Origin of the sequence: Vibrio sp. MACH09 (genome assembly GCF_033238805.1) — a bacterium.
Classification (GTDB): Bacteria; Pseudomonadota; Gammaproteobacteria; order Enterobacterales; family Vibrionaceae; genus Vibrio.
Map to the genome: position 1 here is coordinate 2576296 of NZ_BSFZ01000001.1, position 19621 is coordinate 2595916.

The 19621-nt window shown below is 42.0% G+C and carries 17 protein-coding genes; 6 read left to right on the forward strand and 11 right to left on the reverse strand.

The window, feature by feature from the left end; translation table 11 throughout:
* Window positions 1–99 precede the first annotated feature (99 nt).
* The 4 genes from CHJ_RS11545 to CHJ_RS11560 form a co-directional block, all read right to left on the reverse strand.
* Window positions 100–270: a XapX domain-containing protein gene (locus CHJ_RS11545; RefSeq protein WP_171751349.1), complete on the reverse strand. Its 171-nt coding sequence runs from the start codon at window positions 268–270 to the stop codon at window positions 100–102.
* Window positions 271–492: 222 nt separating this feature from the next.
* Window positions 493–1761 (reverse strand): NupC/NupG family nucleoside CNT transporter, encoded by a 1269-nt coding sequence (locus CHJ_RS11550; RefSeq protein WP_171751348.1) that lies wholly within the window; start codon window positions 1759–1761, stop codon window positions 493–495.
* A 202-nt stretch (window positions 1762–1963) separates the two neighbouring features.
* Window positions 1964–2764 carry a TatD family hydrolase gene (locus tag CHJ_RS11555; protein WP_317917726.1) on the reverse strand — a complete coding sequence of 267 codons (801 nt, stop codon included), beginning with the start codon at window positions 2762–2764 and terminating at the stop codon, window positions 1964–1966.
* Window positions 2754–2891, reverse strand: coding sequence for a DUF5363 family protein (locus CHJ_RS11560; protein ID WP_171751346.1), 138 nt, complete (start codon window positions 2889–2891; stop codon window positions 2754–2756). The genes CHJ_RS11555 and CHJ_RS11560 overlap by 11 nt, the downstream gene beginning before the upstream one ends.
* A 378-nt stretch (window positions 2892–3269) precedes the next feature.
* On the opposite strand from CHJ_RS11560, the gene CHJ_RS11565 reads away from it, so the two are divergent.
* From CHJ_RS11565 to CHJ_RS11580, 4 genes are all read left to right on the forward strand, one after another.
* Window positions 3270–4268 (forward strand): BMP family protein, encoded by a 999-nt coding sequence (locus tag CHJ_RS11565; RefSeq protein ID WP_171751345.1) that lies wholly within the window; start codon window positions 3270–3272, stop codon window positions 4266–4268.
* A gap of 91 nt (window positions 4269–4359) precedes the next feature.
* Window positions 4360–5931 (forward strand): ABC transporter ATP-binding protein, encoded by a 1572-nt coding sequence (locus CHJ_RS11570; protein WP_317917727.1) that lies wholly within the window; start codon window positions 4360–4362, stop codon window positions 5929–5931.
* Entirely contained in the window at window positions 5928–7040 is a 1113-nt protein-coding gene (locus CHJ_RS11575) for an ABC transporter permease (protein ID WP_317917728.1), read from the forward strand. The genes CHJ_RS11570 and CHJ_RS11575 overlap by 4 nt, the downstream gene beginning before the upstream one ends.
* Before the next feature lie 2 nt (window positions 7041–7042).
* The gene (locus tag CHJ_RS11580) at window positions 7043–8008 is read left to right on the forward strand and encodes an ABC transporter permease (RefSeq protein WP_171751342.1); all 966 of its coding nucleotides are present in this window, start codon (window positions 7043–7045) and stop codon (window positions 8006–8008) included.
* 131 nt (window positions 8009–8139) lie between these two features.
* Here CHJ_RS11580 and prfC read toward each other — a convergent pair whose 3' ends face one another.
* From prfC to CHJ_RS11610, 6 genes are all read right to left on the reverse strand, one after another.
* Entirely contained in the window at window positions 8140–9729 is a 1590-nt protein-coding gene (gene prfC, locus CHJ_RS11585) for a peptide chain release factor 3 (RefSeq protein ID WP_171751341.1), read from the reverse strand.
* A 355-nt stretch (window positions 9730–10084) separates the two neighbouring features.
* Complete coding sequence (locus tag CHJ_RS11590; protein ID WP_171751340.1) at window positions 10085–11164, reverse strand: ABC transporter ATP-binding protein; 1080 nt, start codon at window positions 11162–11164, stop codon at window positions 10085–10087.
* Between the two features lie 23 nt (window positions 11165–11187).
* Window positions 11188–12024: a carbohydrate ABC transporter permease gene (locus tag CHJ_RS11595; protein ID WP_171751339.1), complete on the reverse strand. Its 837-nt coding sequence runs from the start codon at window positions 12022–12024 to the stop codon at window positions 11188–11190.
* A 3-nt stretch (window positions 12025–12027) separates the two neighbouring features.
* Window positions 12028–12951: a carbohydrate ABC transporter permease gene (locus CHJ_RS11600; RefSeq protein WP_171751338.1), complete on the reverse strand. Its 924-nt coding sequence runs from the start codon at window positions 12949–12951 to the stop codon at window positions 12028–12030.
* Window positions 12952–12963: 12 nt separating this feature from the next.
* Window positions 12964–14220: an ABC transporter substrate-binding protein gene (locus tag CHJ_RS11605; RefSeq protein WP_171751337.1), complete on the reverse strand. Its 1257-nt coding sequence runs from the start codon at window positions 14218–14220 to the stop codon at window positions 12964–12966.
* Window positions 14221–14626: 406 nt separating this feature from the next.
* On the reverse strand, window positions 14627–15316 hold the full coding sequence (locus tag CHJ_RS11610) for a helix-turn-helix domain-containing protein (protein WP_171751336.1): 690 nt from the start codon (window positions 15314–15316) through the stop codon (window positions 14627–14629).
* Between the two features lie 61 nt (window positions 15317–15377).
* Here CHJ_RS11610 and CHJ_RS11615 point away from each other — a divergent pair, with 61 nt between their 5' ends.
* Together CHJ_RS11615 and CHJ_RS11620 are read left to right on the forward strand one after the other, a co-directional pair.
* A complete protein-coding gene (locus CHJ_RS11615; protein WP_317917729.1) occupies window positions 15378–17648 on the forward strand; it encodes an FAD-dependent oxidoreductase in 2271 nt (756 codons plus the stop codon).
* A 154-nt stretch (window positions 17649–17802) separates the two neighbouring features.
* Window positions 17803–19446: a SulP family inorganic anion transporter gene (locus CHJ_RS11620; protein WP_317917730.1), complete on the forward strand. Its 1644-nt coding sequence runs from the start codon at window positions 17803–17805 to the stop codon at window positions 19444–19446.
* Here the strand turns inward: CHJ_RS11620 and CHJ_RS11625 are convergent.
* Window positions 19421–19612, reverse strand: a complete 192-nt coding sequence (locus tag CHJ_RS11625; RefSeq protein WP_171751333.1) for a ribbon-helix-helix protein, CopG family — start codon at window positions 19610–19612, stop codon at window positions 19421–19423. The two genes, CHJ_RS11620 and CHJ_RS11625, sit on opposite strands and share 26 nt — an antisense overlap.
* Between the last annotated feature and the right edge of the window lie 9 nt (window positions 19613–19621).

Consider the following 19621-nt stretch of genomic DNA (forward strand, 5'->3'; position numbering starts at 1 on the left):
CAATAGCGATAAGCTGATTAAGTCGTTGGCACAACAATCATCAATGATTGCGGTGTCTAAATCTTGATGCTTAGCATCTAATCCAGTTTGCGGTTTGAGCTAACTAAAAAATCGTTCAATTATCCATTGGTACGCTACCCCACCAAGATACACACCAACGATACCCATTACTCCGGGTAATACAGGGGGTGCAGGTATGGGTAACTTAATCGCTGAAAACAGCACACCAACAGCAAAACCAGCAATTGTTGCGAGGATAACTTCATTCATCGTTATATCTCCAACTTATCTAGATTGTTTATATTATAGGTATAAACGAAAAATGTGACACCATCGACTTTTCAAGCAAACGGTTTGTATCTCAAAAAGTCACTTGGTTATTGAAAATTATTCGTTTACACCTTCGCATTTAATCTAATTAAAGCTTAAAAACGAAAAAACACCGCAACAATTTCTTGTTACGGTGTTTACTCTTTCTTTCTTAATCAGTAATTACATTGCTGCAAGACTGATACAGAAGCCAGCGATAGTTGCAGCCATTAGGTTAGAAAGCGTACCAGCGGCAACAGCTTTAACACCCATGCGAGCGATATCGTGACGACGTCCAGGTGCAATACCACCTAGACCACCAAGTAGAATCGCAATAGAAGAAAGGTTTGCGAAACCACATAGTGCGAATGAGATAATTGCCGTAGTCTTAGTAGACATTACTTGACCAGTTGCTTCAACAACTTGTGCTGTTTCACCAACGTATGGTACGAAGTTTAAGTATGCTACGAATTCGTTCACAATCAGTTTTTGACCGATGAATGAACCAGCAAGAGTTGCTTCTTCCCATGGCACACCGATTAGGAATGCTAGTGGAGAGAATACATAACCAAGGATTAGCTCAAGGCTTAGCTCAGGCATACCAACCCAACCACCGATGCCACCAAGCATACCGTTGATTAGAGCGATAAGGCCGATGAATGCGATAAGCATTGCACCAACGTTTAGAGCAAGTTGCATACCAGCAGACGCACCACCAGCCGCAGCATCGATTACGTTAGCAGGTTTGTCATCACCATCGATGTCAGCATCGATGTTGTCTAGGAACTCTTCAGTTTCAGGCTTGATGATTTTAGCGAACAGTAGACCACCCGGTGCAGCCATGAATGATGCTGCTACAAGGTACTCTAGAGGAACACCCATAGATGCATAACCTGCAAGAACACCACCAGCTACTGATGCTAGACCACCACACATTACAGCGAACAGCTCAGACTGTGTCATCTTAGGTACAAACGGACGAACCACTAAAGGTGCTTCAGTTTGACCTACAAAAATGTTAGCTGCTGCTGACATTGATTCAGCTTGTGAAGTACCAAGAGCTTTCTCTAGTGCACCACCAAGAATCTTGATTACCCACTGCATCGCACCGATGTAGTAAAGCACAGAGATTAGAGATGAGAAGAAGATTAATGTAGGTAGAACTTGGAATGCGAAAATGAAACCAAGACCATCTACAGAAAAGCTAACTAGGTTACCAAATAGGAAACTAGTACCACTTTTACCAAAGTCGATTACGCTAGCTACACCGCTAGAGAAACCACCTAGTAAATCACGACCCCAAGGTACGTAAAGAACGAATGCACCAAGGATAAATTGGATAGCGAAAGCGCCTCCAACAGTTCTTAAATTAATTGCTTTGCGGTTGTCAGATAGTAGTACTGCGATTGCAATCAGTACAACCATACCGACTAGGCTCATAAACAGGCTCATGGTTTATGACTTCCTTATATAGTTAAATGGCGTGTAACAAAATGGAGCTATAAAGCGGGAGCGATTATACTCAGACCCACCAATAGAAAGTAATATACAAATCACACTTTTGTAGTACCAAGTATGTTGATTCATTAGTTTTTGTGAAGGCAATCGCATTTACACTAGATTTTGTTCATAAAGCAAACATTTTGTTTTGTTTTTATTCACAATTCGTAAACACTGTCTTGCTATTTTCAAAAACCTGTTCTGCAACCGTTTGCTCAGATTCACTTCGCAACAAGATCAGCTCATTTAACACTTCTGCAACTCTTTCTGGACGATTTTTTTGCCCTTGATAGCCGTTTAAAGGCATATCTGGCGCATCGGTTTCGAGCACTAAATAACGTAATGGCAACTTTGAAATGGTTTGTCGGGTTTTCTTTGCACGCAAATATGTGATCGTGCTCCCAACTCCAATGTAATAGCCAAGCTTGATATAGTCCATTGCCTCTTGATAACTGCCAGAAAAGCCGTGAATAACCCCTCCGGTGGTTAAATTTGCCTGTTTAAGCAGCTTCACCATTGTTTGTTGTGCCTTTCGACAATGTAATATCACGGGTAAGTGATGCTTGTTAGCCAACATAAGTTGCATAGCCAAGAGCTCAATTTGCTGCTGTTGCCCTTTTACCTGCTGTTCAACAAAAAAATCCAAACCACATTCACCAACCGCAACACATTTATCTGACCTTTCTGCTAATTGAGCATCTAGTAGTTGGATATCGCTTTCACTGTGTTTATCCATAAAGTAAGGATGCAGACCTAATGCGTAGTAAACCGCGTCATATTGCTTACTAATAGCAACCACTTTTTGCCAATTAAATGTGCCACACGCTGGAACGACAAACTTTTCCACCCCTTTATCTTGTGCCTGAGCGATAACAGCGGCTAAATCACCTTCAAACTGAGGAAAATCCAAATGGCAGTGGCTATCAATTAATCGGGCTTTCAAATTACTTCTCATCCTCTTTCTTCTTTATTACTGGATCTTTTTTTATCGGCACACAGCTACGTTTTTGTTCCGGAGTTAATCCCATCGACTTGCACCACTGATCATAACGCTGCAACATCTTCTTTATCTTAATTCTCATACAAATCACCTCTAATAATCTAAATGAATACCAACTTATTTCTTATAAAAATAAATGAATGCTAAGTGTGACCCACTTGTAAAAACTAGACTTAGTTCAACAAAATTAGCTTAACATCAACACTTTTGTTTAACACACCGTGATCTAGTTGGCGATTTTCCGCCCATTTACCCTTATTCGCTGTGAGCTAATCGCTTTTTTTTTCGCTGAGCAAACGATAAAATTACTTGTTGTTTACGCGTTCTTACATAAGCAATCGATAAAGCTGAATTCTTTATCGAATTATACTAAAGCAAAAAAAATCGCTAATTTTTTTAACAGACTTGTTTATATAACGTAGGCTGTTACTTAATTGGATTACAAAATAGGGATTATAAAGTGAAAAAGACTACTCTTAAGCTATCTGCATTAGCACTCGCTGTTTCTTCATTCAGTGTTTTCGCTGCACCTAAGCCAGCCGTTATTTATGATACAGCTGGTAAATTCGACAAATCTTTTAACGAAGCTGTTTATCAGAATGGTGTAAAAGTACTTGAGTCAGAAAAAGGCGTAAAAGTACGTGAATTTGAACCACAAAATGAAGCACAGCGTGAGCAAGGTCTTCGTCGTCTAGCAAGCCGTGGTTTCAGCCCTATCGTTGCTGTTGGTTTTAACATGGCTTCTGCTGTTGAAAAAGTGGCAACTGAGTTCCCAGACATTCAATTTACTATCATCGATATGGTAGTAGATAAGCCAAACGTGCAATCTATCGTGTTTAAAGAGCACGAAGGTTCATTCCTAGTGGGTGCTCTTGCCGCTAAAGCATCTAAAACAGGTACTGTTGGCTTCATCGGTGGTATGGATATTCCACTGATTCGTAAGTTCCAGTGTGGTTACGAGCAAGGCGCTAAGTACGCAAACTCTGACGCAACGGTATTACAAAACATGACAGGTTCAACGCCTGCAGCATTTGCTGACCCGGCAAAAGGTTCTGAGCTTGCTAAATCTCAGTTCTCTCAAGGTGCTGACGTAGTCTATGCCGCTGCTGGTGGTACAGGTATGGGTGTTTATCAAGCGGCAAAAGACGCAGGTAAACTGGCTATCGGTGTTGATGCTAACCAAAACCACTTACAACCTGGCACCATGCTAACGTCAATGGTTAAACGTGTTGGTGTTGCAGCGAAGAATACTTGGACTGAAAGCATGGACGGTTCATGGGCTCCTGGTATCAAAGTTCTTGGTCTTAAAGAAGGCGGTGTAGCTTGGGCTCTTGATGACAACAACGCTAGCCTAATTACTCCTGAAATGAAGACATATGTAGCAGCTTTGGAAGCGGACATCATCTCCGGCAAGATCAAAGTTCATGACTACATGTCTGATAACACTTGTAACTACTAATTTATGTTACTGGTAGTTCAGTGATCTTTGCGCCGCTGCTTTCAGTATCAGCGGCGTATTATTTTGTAACATTGAAGTTCAGGTATATCTCGTGACTCAAACTCCAAATTACGCCATTGAGCTCAAACAGATCGATAAACGCTTTGGTGCAGTACATGCCAATAAAGCCATTGATTTGAGAGTTCCCGCAGGCACAATTCACGGTATCATTGGTGAAAATGGTGCTGGTAAATCCACGTTAATGAGCATCATCTACGGCTTTTATCATGCCGACAATGGATCAATGCTGGTAAACAATAAAGACTACAAACCATCAAATTCGCAAGAAGCGATTGCAGCGGGTATCGGTATGGTTCACCAACACTTTATGTTGGTTGAAAACTTTACTGTTATCGAAAATATAGTCCTTGGTGCAGAAAATGGCTGGAAGCTACAAGATAGTTTGAGTTCAGCACGAAAGAAACTTATCCAGATCGAAAAAGATTACGGTCTTGATGTTCCTTTAGATGCGATTGTTGGAGAGCTTCCAGTAGGCTTGCAGCAACGTGTCGAAATTCTTAAAGCCTTATATCGCGATGCTAAAATTCTCATTTTGGATGAGCCTACCGGGGTACTAACGCCTCAAGAAGCAGACCATCTCTTTAGCATTTTAAATAAGCTACGCGAGCAAGGCACTACTGTCATGATCATCACGCATAAGCTGCGTGAAGTGTTAGCCATTACAGACAATATCTCTGTCATGCGCCAAGGTGGCATGGTAGAGCACGTCGTTACCGCCGAAACGGACCAAGAGCAGTTGGCCGAACTAATGGTGGGACGTAAAGTTCGACTAAAAGTTGAAAAACAACTGGCCAATCCTAAGAAAGAACTCATTCAAGTCGAGAAGCTTAGCTACTTTGATGATGCAGGAGTACAACGCGTCAAAGAGATCAGTTTCTCTGTACGTGAAGGGGAAATTGTTGGTATCGCCGGGGTTTCGGGTAATGGTCAATCTGAAATTCTCGGATTGCTATCTGGTATTTTGAAACCTAAGTCAGGTTCAATCTCATTAAATAATCACACTCTTACGGCTGAGAGCCCTAAAGATCCTCAACAAGTCCGCGCAATTGGTGTTGGTCACATTCCTGAAGATCGACATAAACAGGGTTTGATTAATAAGTTTGAGGCTCAAGAAGCCTACATTCTTGGTTATCACAATTTGCCGAAATACAATAAAGGCTTATTGCAAGATAAAGCCGCTATTGAAGAGCACTGCCAAACGAGCATGGATAAATGGGATGTTCGCCCTAATGATGTGCATTTAAAAACAGCCAACTTCTCTGGTGGTAATCAGCAAAAACTTGTTATTGCTCGTGAAATGGAAGAAAACCCAAATGTACTGCTTGTAGGTCAACCAACACGTGGGGTTGATATCGGTGCCATTGAGTATATCCACCAGCAGATCATTGCCAGTAGAGATGAAGGCAAAGCGGTTTTATTAGTCTCTGTAGAGCTGGATGAAATTCTTAGCCTAGCCGATAGAATTATCGTTGTTTTTGACGGGTCTATTGTGGGTGAAGTCAGTGCAGAGCAAGCCGATGAGAAGACGCTGGGTCTAATGATGGCAAACATCGTTCCTGAGCATCTAAAAGAAAACCAAGAACCCCAAGGAGAAGTATCATGAGTCAGGTAAAAGTTCCTGCTTGGGTAACCGTTGCACTGCTACCTGCCATTAACGTTTTAGTTGCGTTCTTGGTTTCCGCCCTACTGTTTATCTATATAGACATTAGCCCAATTGATGCGGCTAAAGTCATGTGGACGGGGGCATTTGGCTATGCTGAAGGCTTTGGTTATACACTTTACTATGCTACCGGTTTTGTCTTTACTGGTCTTGCCGTTTCTGTGGCATTCCACGCCGGTTTATTTAACATCGGTGGTGAAGGTCAAGCTTATATTGGTGGATTAGGCGTAGGTTTAATCTGTTTGACACTGGGTGAGTATGCACCTTGGTATATTGTTTTCCCATTTGCCATTCTAGCAGGTGGTCTATTTGGTGCAGCTTGGGCGTTCATTCCAGCTTATCTTCAGGCCAAACGTGGTTCACATATTGTAATCACCACCATTATGTTCAACTTTATCGCCGCCTCTTTAATGGCGTACTTGCTGGTTGACGTTCTAAAACCTGAAAATACCATGGCAACAGAAAGCCGTGTATTTGCCGTAAGTAGCTGGCTACCTAAGATGCACGAGATACTGGCGGTAGTTGGTATCGAAATGGCTCCAAGCCCGCTAAACCTCAGTTTCTTCTTCTCTTTAGTATGCTGTGTGTTTGTATGGCTATTTATTTGGCACTCTCGCTGGGGATATGAAATTCGTTCTGTAGGTTCTAATCCATCGGCTGCAGGTTACGCCGGTATCAACTACATTAAGATTGTCGTTATTACTATGCTCATCTCCGGTATGCTTGCGGGCTTCTTTGGCCTTAACGTACTGCAAGGCGAGTTGCACCAGATAAAACTCAACTTTGTTGAAGGATTTGGCTTTACTGGTATTGCGGTAGCCTTGATGGGTCGAAACCATCCAATTGGGGTATTGCTGGCAAGTTTGCTGTTTGGCTTCCTTTATCAAGGTGGTGCCGAATTGAGCTTCGAATATGGTGTAGATAGAAACATCGTCGTGGTATTACAAGGTTTAGTTATCTTATTCTCTGGTGCACTAGAGCATATGTTTAGACCATCTCTTGAGCGTACCTACATTAAGTTGTTCGCTAAAACTGAAAATGGAGCGGCCTAATCATGTTTGAGACTATTATACTAATGCTTGATGCAACCATTCGTGTTGCAACGCCATTAATTCTCGCCTCATTGGCAGGTATGTTCAGTGAACGTTCTGGTATTGTTAACATCGCCTTAGAAGGTAAACTGCTTGCTTCTGCATTTGCTGGTGCCGCAACGGCTCATGTCACCGGCTCTGCTTGGCTTGGCCTTATGGCTGGTGTGTCTATCTCCATACTATTAGCGCTACTACACGGTTTTGCTTCTATTACACATAGAGGTGACCAAGTTGTTAGTGGTATGGCGATCAATATTCTTGCTGCTGGTTTAACCGTCACCTTAGGTCGTCACTGGTTCCATCAAGGAGGTCAAACACCTGCGCTATCAGGTAATGCCCGCTTTGCACCAATTGACTTACCATTTGCAAATGAGTTAGCAGATACCCCCGTTATTGGCTTACTCTATTCAGAGTTACTAAGTGGTCACTCCGCTCTTGAGTATTTAGTTGTACTGATAGTGCCGCTGGCATGGTACGCGCTCTTTAAGACCCGTTTTGGCCTACGCTTACGTGCCGTTGGCGAATCACCTTCTGCGGTAGATACGGCTGGTATATCGGTAGTTAAAATGCGTTATGGTGCCATGGTGGTCTGTGGTCTACTTGTTGGAATAGGTGGCGTTTACTTATCTGTCGCACAAACTGCACAGTTCATTCCTAATATGAGTGCCGGTAAAGGCTATATGGCTTTAGCCGCATTGATCTTTGGTAAATGGCGACCATTCACTGCTATGGGTGCATGTCTATTGTTTGGCTTCTTAGATGCTTTAGCTATTCGCCTGCAAGGTGTATCAATTGGAGATTTCCCAATCCCAGTTCAAGCTATCGAAGCCATCCCGTACGTATTAACAGTATTCTTGCTAGCCGGCTTTATTGGCAAGGCCATTGCGCCTAAAGCTGTTGGTGTTCCATACACTAAAGAAAGAGAATAACAGGTTATTAAGGACTTGCTCCTAGCCATTAAAAAAGGCAAATTCTCTCATTGAGAATTTGCCTTTTTATTATTCTATATTTACCTGATGAAAGCCGATGAAATCGGCTTTCATCTCAGCTTGTTATAAACTTAGTGCTCTCTTGTCGCTCTAAATTCAACTTCAGGAAAGCGCTCTTTGGCTAGGTTTAAGTTCACCATAGTAGGAGCAACATAAGACAAGTTATCGCCACCATCTAACGCTAAGTTAGCTTGGTTCTTACGCTTAAACTCATCCAGTTTCTTCTCATCGTCACACTCAACCCAACGAGCCGTTGCCACATTTACCCCTTCGTAAATAGCTTCAACGTTATACTCTGACTTAAGTCGCGCAACCACCACATCAAACTGAAGAACACCAACCGCGCCCACAATTAGATCATTATTTTGTAGAGGTCTAAATACTTGTACTGCACCCTCTTCAGAAAGTTGCACTAACCCTTTTAATAACTGTTTCTGCTTCAGTGGATCTTTTAAACGAATACGGCGAAACAGTTCAGGTGCAAAGTTAGGAATACCGGCAAACTTAAGATTTTCACCCTGAGTAAAGGTGTCACCTATCTGGATAGTCCCGTGATTATGTAAACCAATAATGTCCCCTGCAAATGCATTTTCTGCACGAGAACGATCACCGGCCATAAAGGTAACAGCATCAGAGATGTTAATCTGCTTTCCTAGACGAACATGGTTCATCTTCATACCTTGCTTATAGGTACCAGACACTATGCGCATGAAAGCGATACGGTCACGGTGTTTCGGATCCATATTGGCCTGAATTTTAAATACAAAGCCTGAGAATTTTTCTTCCGTTGCCGTCACTTCACGTTCATTGGCTTGGCGAGACATAGGCTGAGGAGCCCAACGAGTTAGTCCATCCAGCATATGGTCAACACCGAAGTTACCTAATGCTGTACCAAAGAATACAGGTGTAAGCTCACCAGAAAGGAACAGCTCTTGGTCAAATTCATGAGAAGCGCCAATCACCAGTTCAAGCTCATCCCTCAATTGCTCAGCAAGCTCTTCGCCAATGGCCTCATCAAGTTGTGGATTATCAAGTCCTTTGATAATTTTCTCTTCTTGAATGGTATGCCCTTGACCTGTGGCGTAAAGAATCGATTCATCGCGGTGAATATGGTAAACACCTTTAAACTCTTTTCCGCATCCGATTGGCCAAGAAACGGGAGCACAAGCAATTTTTAATTCGCTCTCAACTTCATCTAACAGCTCCATTGGATCTCGAATATCACGGTCCAACTTGTTCATAAAGGTTACGATGGGCGTGTCACGAAGACGAGTAACTTCCATTAATTTTCTGGTACGATCTTCTACCCCTTTTGCCGCATCAATAACCATCAAGCATGAATCTACTGCGGTTAATGTACGGTAGGTATCTTCCGAAAAATCTTCGTGTCCCGGAGTATCCAAAAGGTTAACCAAGCACTCATTATATGGGAATTGCATAACAGAGGTAGTCACCGAGATACCACGCTCTTTTTCCATCTCCATCCAGTCTGACTTTGCGTGCTGATTTGAGCCACGCCCTTTTACGGTACCCGCTGACTGAATCGCTTGTCCGAAAAGAAGTACTTTTTCGGTAATGGTTGTTTTACCCGCATCCGGGTGAGAAATAATAGCGAACGTTCTACGCTTGGAAACTTCGCCTATAAATGGACTATTTGACATGTTATTGAATCTTCAGTGATGACCACAGTTAAGCGCCCTTTTTATTGCGCACTTATCGTCTGTTATAGAATTTCGCAGGATTATATCAGGTCTTAACCAGTTTTACAGAATTGCTGTTACTTTGCGCTAATCAAAGGGCTTTTGTTTGCTTAAATGGTGATAATTTTGCTACCTGATCTCAGCTCGAGATTGTTAAAGCCTCTCTGCACATTGTTTAGCGTCTATTTGTGTTGCTAAGTAATGCATACAACTTATGATTTAAAATTAAGAGTATGTTGACTTTTTTACTCTCGAACTGAGGGTTTAAAATGAAGTGGAAAAGATGCAGGTGATGTTTCCATCACCTCATTCTGCTCTATTTGAATGCAATACCCTTGCTATCAAAAAGATGACAACGACGAATATCGAAGCCAAAACTGACTTGATCACCTCGTTTATGATTAAAGCTCTCACCACATTGAATAATGACCTGTTGTTCACCGCTGTTCCCATACACATACGATGTTCCACCAAGACACTCAATGACATCAATGTCGATATTAATAGCCATGTCTCCCTGCCCATCTTCAAAAAAGTGCTCTGGACGAACACCGAGTGAGAGCGTATCACCAACGGCTACACCCTTATTTGTTAACGGTAAAGTTAAACTCTGCCCATCCACTAACGTTACCGAAGTGCTTTCAGAAGTCACCTCATTCACCTGCACCGTTAAGAAATTCATCTTTGGTGAACCGATAAAACCGGCAACAAAAATATTATCTGGATAGTTGTATAACTCTAACGGAGAGCCAACTTGCTCAACATGGCCATCTTTAAGTACCACAATCTTATCTGCCATGGTCATCGCTTCAACTTGATCATGGGTGACATAAATCATGGTATTACCCAAATCTTCATGCAGCTTAGATATCTCTATCCTCATTTGAACACGCAGTTCAGCATCTAGGTTAGAGAGTGGTTCATCGAATAGAAACACCTTTGGTTCACGAACAATAGTTCGACCAATAGCCACACGCTGGCGCTGCCCACCTGAAAGTTGTTTAGGTTTTCTATCAAGTAGCTCTTCAAGCTTCAATATTTTGGCCGCTTCACTCACTCTTTGTTCAATGTACTCTTTCGGTGACTTTGCCACTTCCAAGCCAAAGCTCATGTTCTCTTTCACCGTCATATGTGGATACAGCGCATAGGATTGAAACACCATTGCAATACCACGTTCACTCGGTTGCTTGTTGTTTACCACCTGACCATCTATAGAAACTTCCCCCGCCGTCACCTCTTCTAATCCAGCGATCATGCGAAGTAACGTCGACTTACCGCAGCCTGATGGCCCCACAAAAACGACAAACTCACCATTCTTTATTTCAAGATCGACGCCATGAATTGTTTCTATATCACCATAACGTTTAACTACTTTGTTTAACTGTAAATCGGCCATCTTCTATTCCTCAATAATTCTTGTTATTTAACTGCGCCACTTGTCACCCCACCAATAAATTGTTTCTGTAGCATCGCAAACACAGCAACAACAGGCGCAGCAGCTAGGAATGAAGCGGCCATGGCTCCTCCCCAATCAGCGTTATTTTCGTTTATGTATCTAAGTAATAGTCCTGGGCCTATCGTTCTATTCTCTTCCGAAGTAATAAGAGTCATTGAGTAAAGTAAATCATTCCATGACCACATAAAGGCATAAAGCATTACCGTGATAAAAGCCGGGAAAGAGATTGGCATAACAATTTTTATAAATATCCTCATATTACTTGCCCCATCGACTTTTGCCGCTTCAATCAGCTCATTTGGTAGCTGCTTAAAGTAGCTATACATCATGTAAGTACTAACAGGTAATGCAAAAACAATATAAGAGATGGTCAAGCCAATTTTGGTATCTAGCAGTCCAACACTTTGTAGCATGGGATAAATGCTAATAAGTAATACACCAAAGGGAAACATCTGCGCAGAGAGAATCAATAACATCAATGGCTTCTTAGCCGGATAATCAAACTTAGCAAAACTATATCCTGCCAAAGCCGCCAAAACAGCATTCAAGGTTGCTGACGCTGTTGAGGTCAGTAGGCTATTTTTAAGTTGTAACAATATATCGCCACCAACAATGGCATCAATAAAATGCCCAAAGTAAAACTTAGCTGGAAACATCGTCGGATCAGCAAGATAAAGTTCCGAGTTTGCTTTAAATGCACTACTCAATGCCCAATAGACAGGAAAAAACAGAAAAAATGCGATAAGGGTCAGTAGAGAGATAAATCCTACCTTCGCCTTTAACGAACGTAATTCAAACATCAATTAGTCCTCTTTAAATAAGCTACGAAGATAGAAAACAACCAACGGCATCAGAGTAAACACCCAAAGCACACCAATCGCTGACGCCATACCTAGATCCCAGTTCTGGAATGCTTGACGGAACACCTCAATGGATAAAACTGAGGTTGCTCTCACTGGCCCACCGCCAGTCAACGCATAAATGATGTCAAACTGTTGCAGGTTCCCTATCATGCCTAGTGCTCCTGTAACAAGAAATACAGGGCGAAGGTGAGGTAAAATTAACTTACGAACGACTAAGAAATTACCGGCTCCATCTATTCGCGCAGCTTCTATCTGTTGGTAATCCATCCCCTGCAAACCGGCTAAAAAGAAAGACATAAATAGCGGAATAGATATCCAAGCTCGAGTCATTACAATCGCTGCCATAGCACCAATGTCATTAGATAAAAACTGAATATTTTCATCAATGATACCGACACTCGCTAACAATACATTTGCCACACCATACTTGCCATTTAGCATCCAAGCCCAAATAAATGCGCTAACTGTACTTGGCAATATCCAAGGTAAAAGCGTCATAGTGCGAAACACTGCCCTACCTCGGAAATCCTGATACATCATCAATGCCCAAGATAAACCCAATACCATAGTAAGTGCCGTTGTTAACACAACGAATATTGCGGTTGTTAACCAAGAGCCCAAGACATAGGGGTCGGTCAAAATATTGGCAAAGTTATCAAAACCAATAAAGATAGGTTCAGTATCAAAAATAGTATATTGATAAAGAGACATAGACATGGCATCTATAAATGGGTAGAAAACCATTACCATAAATGCAGTCAATGCTGGAACCAAAATTACGTAAGCAAATTTACGATCACCATGTTTTAAACTATTTGCCGAATGTTGAGCTTTCGTTTTATGGTGATTAGATGCCATATCCATTCTATGCGCCTCTTACTTCATTGCTCTCTTAATACGACTTGCCATCGAAGCTGCTGCTTCCTTAGCGTCTTTTTGACCAAGAATAACCGACTGCACTTCTTCGCTTACCACGGCAACATAGTTCGCGCTATTCTTCAGTGGTGAAAGTTCGTTTCGTTTAGGTATCCCCATTGATGCATTCCAGTTTACGATATAGCTGTCTTGAGTCACTTCTTGAGCGCTTCGTGCTTCATAAGTTACCGGAATCGCTCCCGCTTTCTGGAAATAATCGATCTGCACTTGCTTGTTCATCGATAATGTTTTGATTAACTTAGCGGCAGCGCTATCAGAGCTGATATTACCCGCCACTTTTGCAGCATCACTATTCAACATAATGAGCAGGTGTCCCCACTCCATAGAGTGTGACTGCATATCCTTTGTTAATGTTGGCGTCTCAATAGGGTAAACATATTGATCATACTCTTCGCCCATTCCTGAAAAGTCTCGAGCAAACCCGCGTGCAACGGTGGCATCAAAATAATAAGCGGCATTTTCCTGCCCAAACATACGACGGGCAGCACCACGGTCAACATCCAGTGAAGCCAATTTCTCATCCACCAGCATTTTCATAAAATTCAGTGTGTTAACAGTGGCGTCCGAATCAATAGTTACATTGCCTTGCTCATCGAATATTGACCCGTTATGTGCCCAAAGCCACAGTTGGAAATCACTAGAGATAAGATTGCCACCTTTCGTCATCATTGCGTAAGGAGTGCTCTCTGGGTAGGCTTCTTTTACTTGCTTTAGGGTAGAAACAAATTCGTCGATCGTTTCAGGCGCTACGGAGATGTTTTTCTCCTGCAGCATTTTCTTGTTTGCAACTAAACTTATTGAACCGATATTCCAAGGCATACCATACTGCTTGCCTTTATACTTTCCTGCCGCTAATACCGATGCAGGTATATGCTCTTCAAGAAACTCCTTACCGAATACATCATTAAAATCTACTAAATTTGGCAATTGCGCGAAGGTAGGCAGCCACTTTGCCGAACTTTGAAATACATCTAATGGTTGCTTGGTTCTTACTCTTAAGTAGACATTTTTTTGCATGTCTCCCCAAGAACTAGACAGTACTTTTACATCTTGATCAGATTCTGCAATAAGCGCATCAACAATAGGTTTATTACTAGGCTCAGCTGTTACCCAGTTTAAAAATGTCACTTCAGATGCAAATGCACCCGATGATGCCGCCAGCAATCCTGCTGATACACATAGTTTTAACTTATTCATAGTTACCTCAATGTAGAGTATAAGTGTTGTTCCTGATTGAGAGAGATCTATATAAATCTAGCTGAAATGTAGGGTATCAAATAAATTCACTCCGTCTCTATATTAGAGACACTAATATCTTTACCTGAACTCATCAATATCGAATTGAGAAAAGTTTGATAGGGCGCACAAGTTCCCTCCAAATCGTTCCTTTCTCTGTGACATCCACAGTTTCTTATAAGGGTATGGTCTTACAAAACTCATTCAGACGCGGGTTTACAAGGGCTTGGTCGCATTATTCCATTGAGGTATTGGTATGTCGATCACAATATCTTAGAAAGACATTGCGATCTTAACCAACTTGAAATAATATTATTTTGTTTCTAATAAAGAAACACGGTGGATTAACGTGATGGATAATAGCATTCTAACTGGATAGCATGCTGGCAAGTACTTCTAGTCTCTGTAGCTTATTTTGCGTTTGCTCGGTGGTAATTCCATAGAAGCCCGCAAATGCTAAAGCAGCCTTATCTGCAGACTGAATAGGAACAGCCATTGAAAGCTCTCCGTCAGAATGATTTAAGAAAACATGTTTATCTGTACGCATTTTTTCAATCAATGGACGTATAGATTGCAAGCGATCTTCACCTAAGAGTTGTGTCAGTTTTTCATTGCTGTGCTCAGCCAATAAACAGATACCAATAACCGAATTTGTTGCTGGCTGAATTTTGTAATCAAGAAGTGCTTCATATCTGTCTTGGCCGGGTTTTGAGTGGTAGAGATACACCACTTTATCTTCCCATAAGACACCAAGCGCAACGATATGATCATGTGGTGCGATGTTTTCTAGCACCGTGATTGATTTACGAAATAAGTTCGAGCTCCGCATAGCTTGGGCACCTAAAGCATGAATGCCTGAACCAGGGAGATAGCGTCGCTTATTATCTTGGGTAGTCAGTCCAATTGAAGCCATTGTCATGAGTAGTCGATTGACTTTGCTTGGATTCATATCCAGTTGCCTTGCCAACTCTCTGCATCCTAGTGGCTCATCACTTGATGCGAGATATTGTAAACAACGTATCCCATCAATAAGGCTTTGATTTGGCTGTGAAGACATATGTATTCCTGAAAGTTGATTGGCTTTTTACAAAATAAAACTAGAGGCTTAAGAAAGCAACATGGATATTTATTCGTACGACTCGCAAAGAGAACTTAACCAGCTCGAACGTTCTTTCGATTTAGTAGTCGCTGGAGGTGGATTAGCTGGTATCTGTGCTGCCATAAGCGCTTCAAGAAATGGTCAATCTGTAGCATTAGTTCAAGATCGTCCTGTACTAGGTGGCAACGCATCAAGCGAAGTTAGGTTATGGGCTCTTGGTGCAACTTCTCATATGGGCAATAACAATCGATTTGCCAGAGAAGGCGGTGTTATGGGCGAAATCTTAGAAGAAAACCTATATCGAAACAAAGAAGGCAACCCAGTTATATTCGATATGATTTTACTCGACCTAGTTAAAAAAGAAAAAAAAATTGATCTTTTCCTCAACACAGCGGTGTTTCAAGTCTCTCATACAGACAGTGACGAGGGGAGAACAATACACTCTATTTCTGCATTTAATGCCATCAATGAAACGCAGTACACACTTAGCGGAGACATGTTCTGCGACTGTACTGGAGATGGTATCTTAGCTTACCTTTCAGGAGCAAGCCATCGAGTTGGTGCAGAAGAGAGCAGCGAGTTTGATGAACGAATGGCACCAGATGACAGCTTCGGCCAGAAACTGGGACACTCAATCTACTTTTATACCAAACATGTAGCGGAACCTGTGACCTTTACAGCTCCCGATTTTGCCTTGAAGGACATCACCGAAATCCCACGCTACAAAAAACTCTCCTCAAACCTAAATGGTTGTGATTTATGGTGGCTTGAATGGGGCGGCAGATTAAACACCGTTCATGATAGTGAAACTATCAAATGGGAATTATGGAAAATCGTATGGGGGGTATGGGATCACATTAAAAACAGTGGCCATTTTCCAGAAGCAAACAATATGACGCTTGAGTGGGTAGGGTTAATTCCCGGAAAGAGAGAAAGTCGTCGCTTTATCGGTGATTATCTATTAACTCAAAAAGATATTATCAATCAGATCGATCATTATGATGCAGTAAGTTTTGGCGGTTGGTCAATCGATCTTCACCCTGCTGATGGTGTGTATAGTAAGCATGATGGCTGCCGACAATTTCACAGTAAAGGCACATACACCATCCCTTACCGGACTATGTACGCTAAAGATATCACTAATTTATTTCTTGGAGGCCGAACACTTTCAACCACACATGTAGCCTTTGGTTCGACAAGAGTAATGTGTACATCAGGACAAAATGGACAAGTAATAGGAGAAGCAGCGGCGCTTGCCAACAGGCTAAAACTTCCCCCTGCTGATTTAAGTAAACCAGAACATATCAATACGCTTCAACAACAATTGATTAGCAAAGGTTTTTATATACCGAGACTCTCTTCTACTACGCACTTTTCCGGAACCATTACCGCATCTTCAACCTACCAAGTGCAATCTGTTAAAAAGAATGCCGGCTATCGGCAGTTGGCAGAAAGCCAAGCATTGATGCTACCCATAAAATCAGGAGAGCAACTTCCCGATATCACCTTGGCCATCACTGCGGTTAAAACGACAACACTTAAAGCGCGTCTTTTGACTGCGACTAAACCTTTCAATCATACTCCGGAGATAGTTAATACGGGTCACGATATAGCTATTGAAAAAGGGGATAACGAGTATGTATTATCGTTCAATTACATCTCACCAATAGATCAATATCTCTTTATTAAGCTGGAAGAGAACCTCGATCTTGCTATCGCCAGTTCAACAACAGAACTGCCGGCTATTTTGACAGTATATAATACGGTTAACCCAAAAGTCGCAAAACAACCCAAGCAGATTGCCAACGGTGATTGGGGAGTAGATGAATTTGAATTTTGGTTACCAAAACGTAGACCTAACAAATACTTACCAGCATTCAAATTAAATAGACCATTACAAGCATACGCTGCTGAAAATATGCTTAATGGCCAATTACGCCCAAATGATCACTCTCATGCTTGGGCACCAAGTGAAGAAGATCGTAATCCAACCGTAACTCTAACGTTCCCTTCTCCAACCACTCTCGATCATATAACCTTGATGTTCGATAATGATTTTGATCACGCGATGGAAACCGCTCAATGGGGACACCACGAAAATGTATCTCCTAACTGTGTCAAAGATTACGATCTCTATATTGATGGCCAACTGTATAAGCAAGTGAAAGGTAATCACCTCTCTACCAACCTGCATCAGATTGAACTCTTAAATCAAGTTCAGTGTATTGAAATAAAGATACATAGCACTCATGGAGGATTGGCTTGTATCTATGCGCTGCATTGCCACTAGTCTCTTTCTTCTACTCATTCTTCATAAATGACGGCGACTCTCTCCAGGTCGCCGTTATTTTACTTATTCTCTCTGTTGCAAATGATCTTTCTGGCTAATTATTACCATATCATTATAATGTCATTATCATTTAATTAGCACTTGAGTATAAGCTGTGTTTGCTATCATCGAAGCCCAACAAAACCATTTATTAAGCAAGAAATTCTGGATTCGCAATCTCATTTCCGGTGTTATTGTTGGTGTGGTCGCGCTCCCTCTTGGAATGGCATTCGCTATTGCTTCTGGGGCTAAACCTGAGCAAGGCATTTATACTTCGATCATTGCCGCTATTTGTGTCTCTCTATTTGGCGGAAGCAGAGTTCAAATTGCGGGTCCTACCGGGGCATTTATTGTCGTTCTATCAGTCATTACCAGTAAATATGGCATCACAGGCTTACAGATAGCCACCATGATGGCTGGGGTCATCTTGCTACTGTTTGGCTTTGCAAAAATGGGCACGGTCATTAAATTTATCCCTGCTCCGGTAATCATTGGCTTTACATCAGGTATTGGCGTCACTATTTGGGTGGGTCAATGGCAAGATTTTTTTGGTCTACCTTCCGTCTCCGCTGAGTTTTTCCATGAACGACTCATGCTATTATTCAAAGCGTTGCCACTGTTCGACTCAGCCACAACCTTGCTAGCGATCACCTCTCTACTATTGGTCATTTACAGCAATCGAATACCGCTAATTAGAAAAGTACCAGGGCCTTTGGTTGCGCTGGTCTTTGCGACTGTCATTCAGTATCTATTTCAGTTCGAAACGATAAAAACCATTGGCAGTGCATTTGGGGGAATACCACAAGGTTTACCAGAGTTTTCTTTTCCCGAGATAGAAGGGAAGCAGATTATTCAGTTAATTGGTCCAGCATTTACTATCGCTATGCTGGGTTCCATTGAATCTCTTCTCTCTGCTGTTGTCGCTGATGGTATGGCTGGTACAAAACATAACTCTAACCAAGAACTTATTGGACAAGGGTTAGCAAACATTATTGCGCCTCTATTTGGCGGGTTTGCTGCAACAGGCGCCATTGCTCGAACAGCAACCAACATCAGAAATGGTGGTAATAGTCCCCTTTCAGGTATCATTCACTCAATCACGTTGATTCTCATCTTGCTGGTCCTTGCTCCATTAGCGGTACATATTCCTTTGGCAACCCTCGCTGCTATCCTATTTGTTGTGGCTTGGAACATGAGCGAGGCCGGCCACTTTATCCGAATGGTTAAACAGGCTCCTCGTGCTGATGTTGTGATCTTGCTAATCACCTTTAGCTTGACGGTTTTTTCCGATCTCGTTGTCGCGGTCAATATTGGCGTAATACTCGCAACTTTGCACTTTTTAAGACGCATGGCGAGTAGCGTTCAAGTTACGCGATCCTCCTCAGTTAGTTTAGATTCATCCCTGACCAAATTAGGAATCAACGCTGTTCCTGAAGATATGATAATTTTTACTCTAGATGGGCCATTTTTCTTTGCCGCGGTAGATAAATTTGATCATGCCCTAGCGGACACACATACCGACCCGAAAACAGTTGTAATCGACTTACACAGAGTTCCTTTTATGGATATCACTGGATTGCAAGCACTTGAAAACAGCATCATCGCGCTGCATAAACGTCATATTAAAGTTGTGCTAGCAGGAGCAAACAATAGAGTGGCGGGGAAATTAGCTAAAGCAGAGATAATTTGCCTATTGGGTGAAACAAACTACTTTAGCGATGTAAATTCAGCGGTTAGTTACTTACTTTCGGATTCTTAACCTGTGTTGGCAAACCATAATCAACACCATGTTTATCCAAATAATCACGAATTAACTGTCTAACGACTTGAGAAGGCGTCACGTCTTGAGTGGCACAGAGTTGCTCTAAGGCTTGCTTCTTATTTGGGTCAATTAGTACCGTCAATCTTGCGCTTTTTGTTTCCATAACTCATGG

Coding starts and splice junctions, on each gene's coding strand:
- CHJ_RS11545 (WP_171751349.1), bottom strand. CDS start 270: ATGAATGAAGTTATCCTCGCAACAATTGCTGGTTTTGCTGTTGGTGTG.
- CHJ_RS11550 (WP_171751348.1), bottom strand. CDS start 1,761: ATGAGCCTGTTTATGAGCCTAGTCGGTATGGTTGTACTGATTGCAATC.
- CHJ_RS11555 (WP_317917726.1), bottom strand. CDS start 2,764: ATGAGAAGTAATTTGAAAGCCCGATTAATTGATAGCCACTGCCATTTG.
- CHJ_RS11560 (WP_171751346.1), bottom strand. CDS start 2,891: ATGAGAATTAAGATAAAGAAGATGTTGCAGCGTTATGATCAGTGGTGC.
- CHJ_RS11575 (WP_317917728.1), top strand. CDS start 5,928: ATGAGTCAGGTAAAAGTTCCTGCTTGGGTAACCGTTGCACTGCTACCT.
- CHJ_RS11580 (WP_171751342.1), top strand. CDS start 7,043: ATGTTTGAGACTATTATACTAATGCTTGATGCAACCATTCGTGTTGCA.
- prfC (WP_171751341.1), bottom strand. CDS start 9,729: ATGTCAAATAGTCCATTTATAGGCGAAGTTTCCAAGCGTAGAACGTTC.
- CHJ_RS11590 (WP_171751340.1), bottom strand. CDS start 11,164: ATGGCCGATTTACAGTTAAACAAAGTAGTTAAACGTTATGGTGATATA.
- CHJ_RS11595 (WP_171751339.1), bottom strand. CDS start 12,024: ATGTTTGAATTACGTTCGTTAAAGGCGAAGGTAGGATTTATCTCTCTA.
- CHJ_RS11600 (WP_171751338.1), bottom strand. CDS start 12,951: ATGGATATGGCATCTAATCACCATAAAACGAAAGCTCAACATTCGGCA.
- CHJ_RS11605 (WP_171751337.1), bottom strand. CDS start 14,220: ATGAATAAGTTAAAACTATGTGTATCAGCAGGATTGCTGGCGGCATCA.
- CHJ_RS11610 (WP_171751336.1), bottom strand. CDS start 15,316: ATGTCTTCACAGCCAAATCAAAGCCTTATTGATGGGATACGTTGTTTA.
- CHJ_RS11615 (WP_317917729.1), top strand. CDS start 15,378: ATGGATATTTATTCGTACGACTCGCAAAGAGAACTTAACCAGCTCGAA.
- CHJ_RS11625 (WP_171751333.1), bottom strand. CDS start 19,612: ATGGAAACAAAAAGCGCAAGATTGACGGTACTAATTGACCCAAATAAG.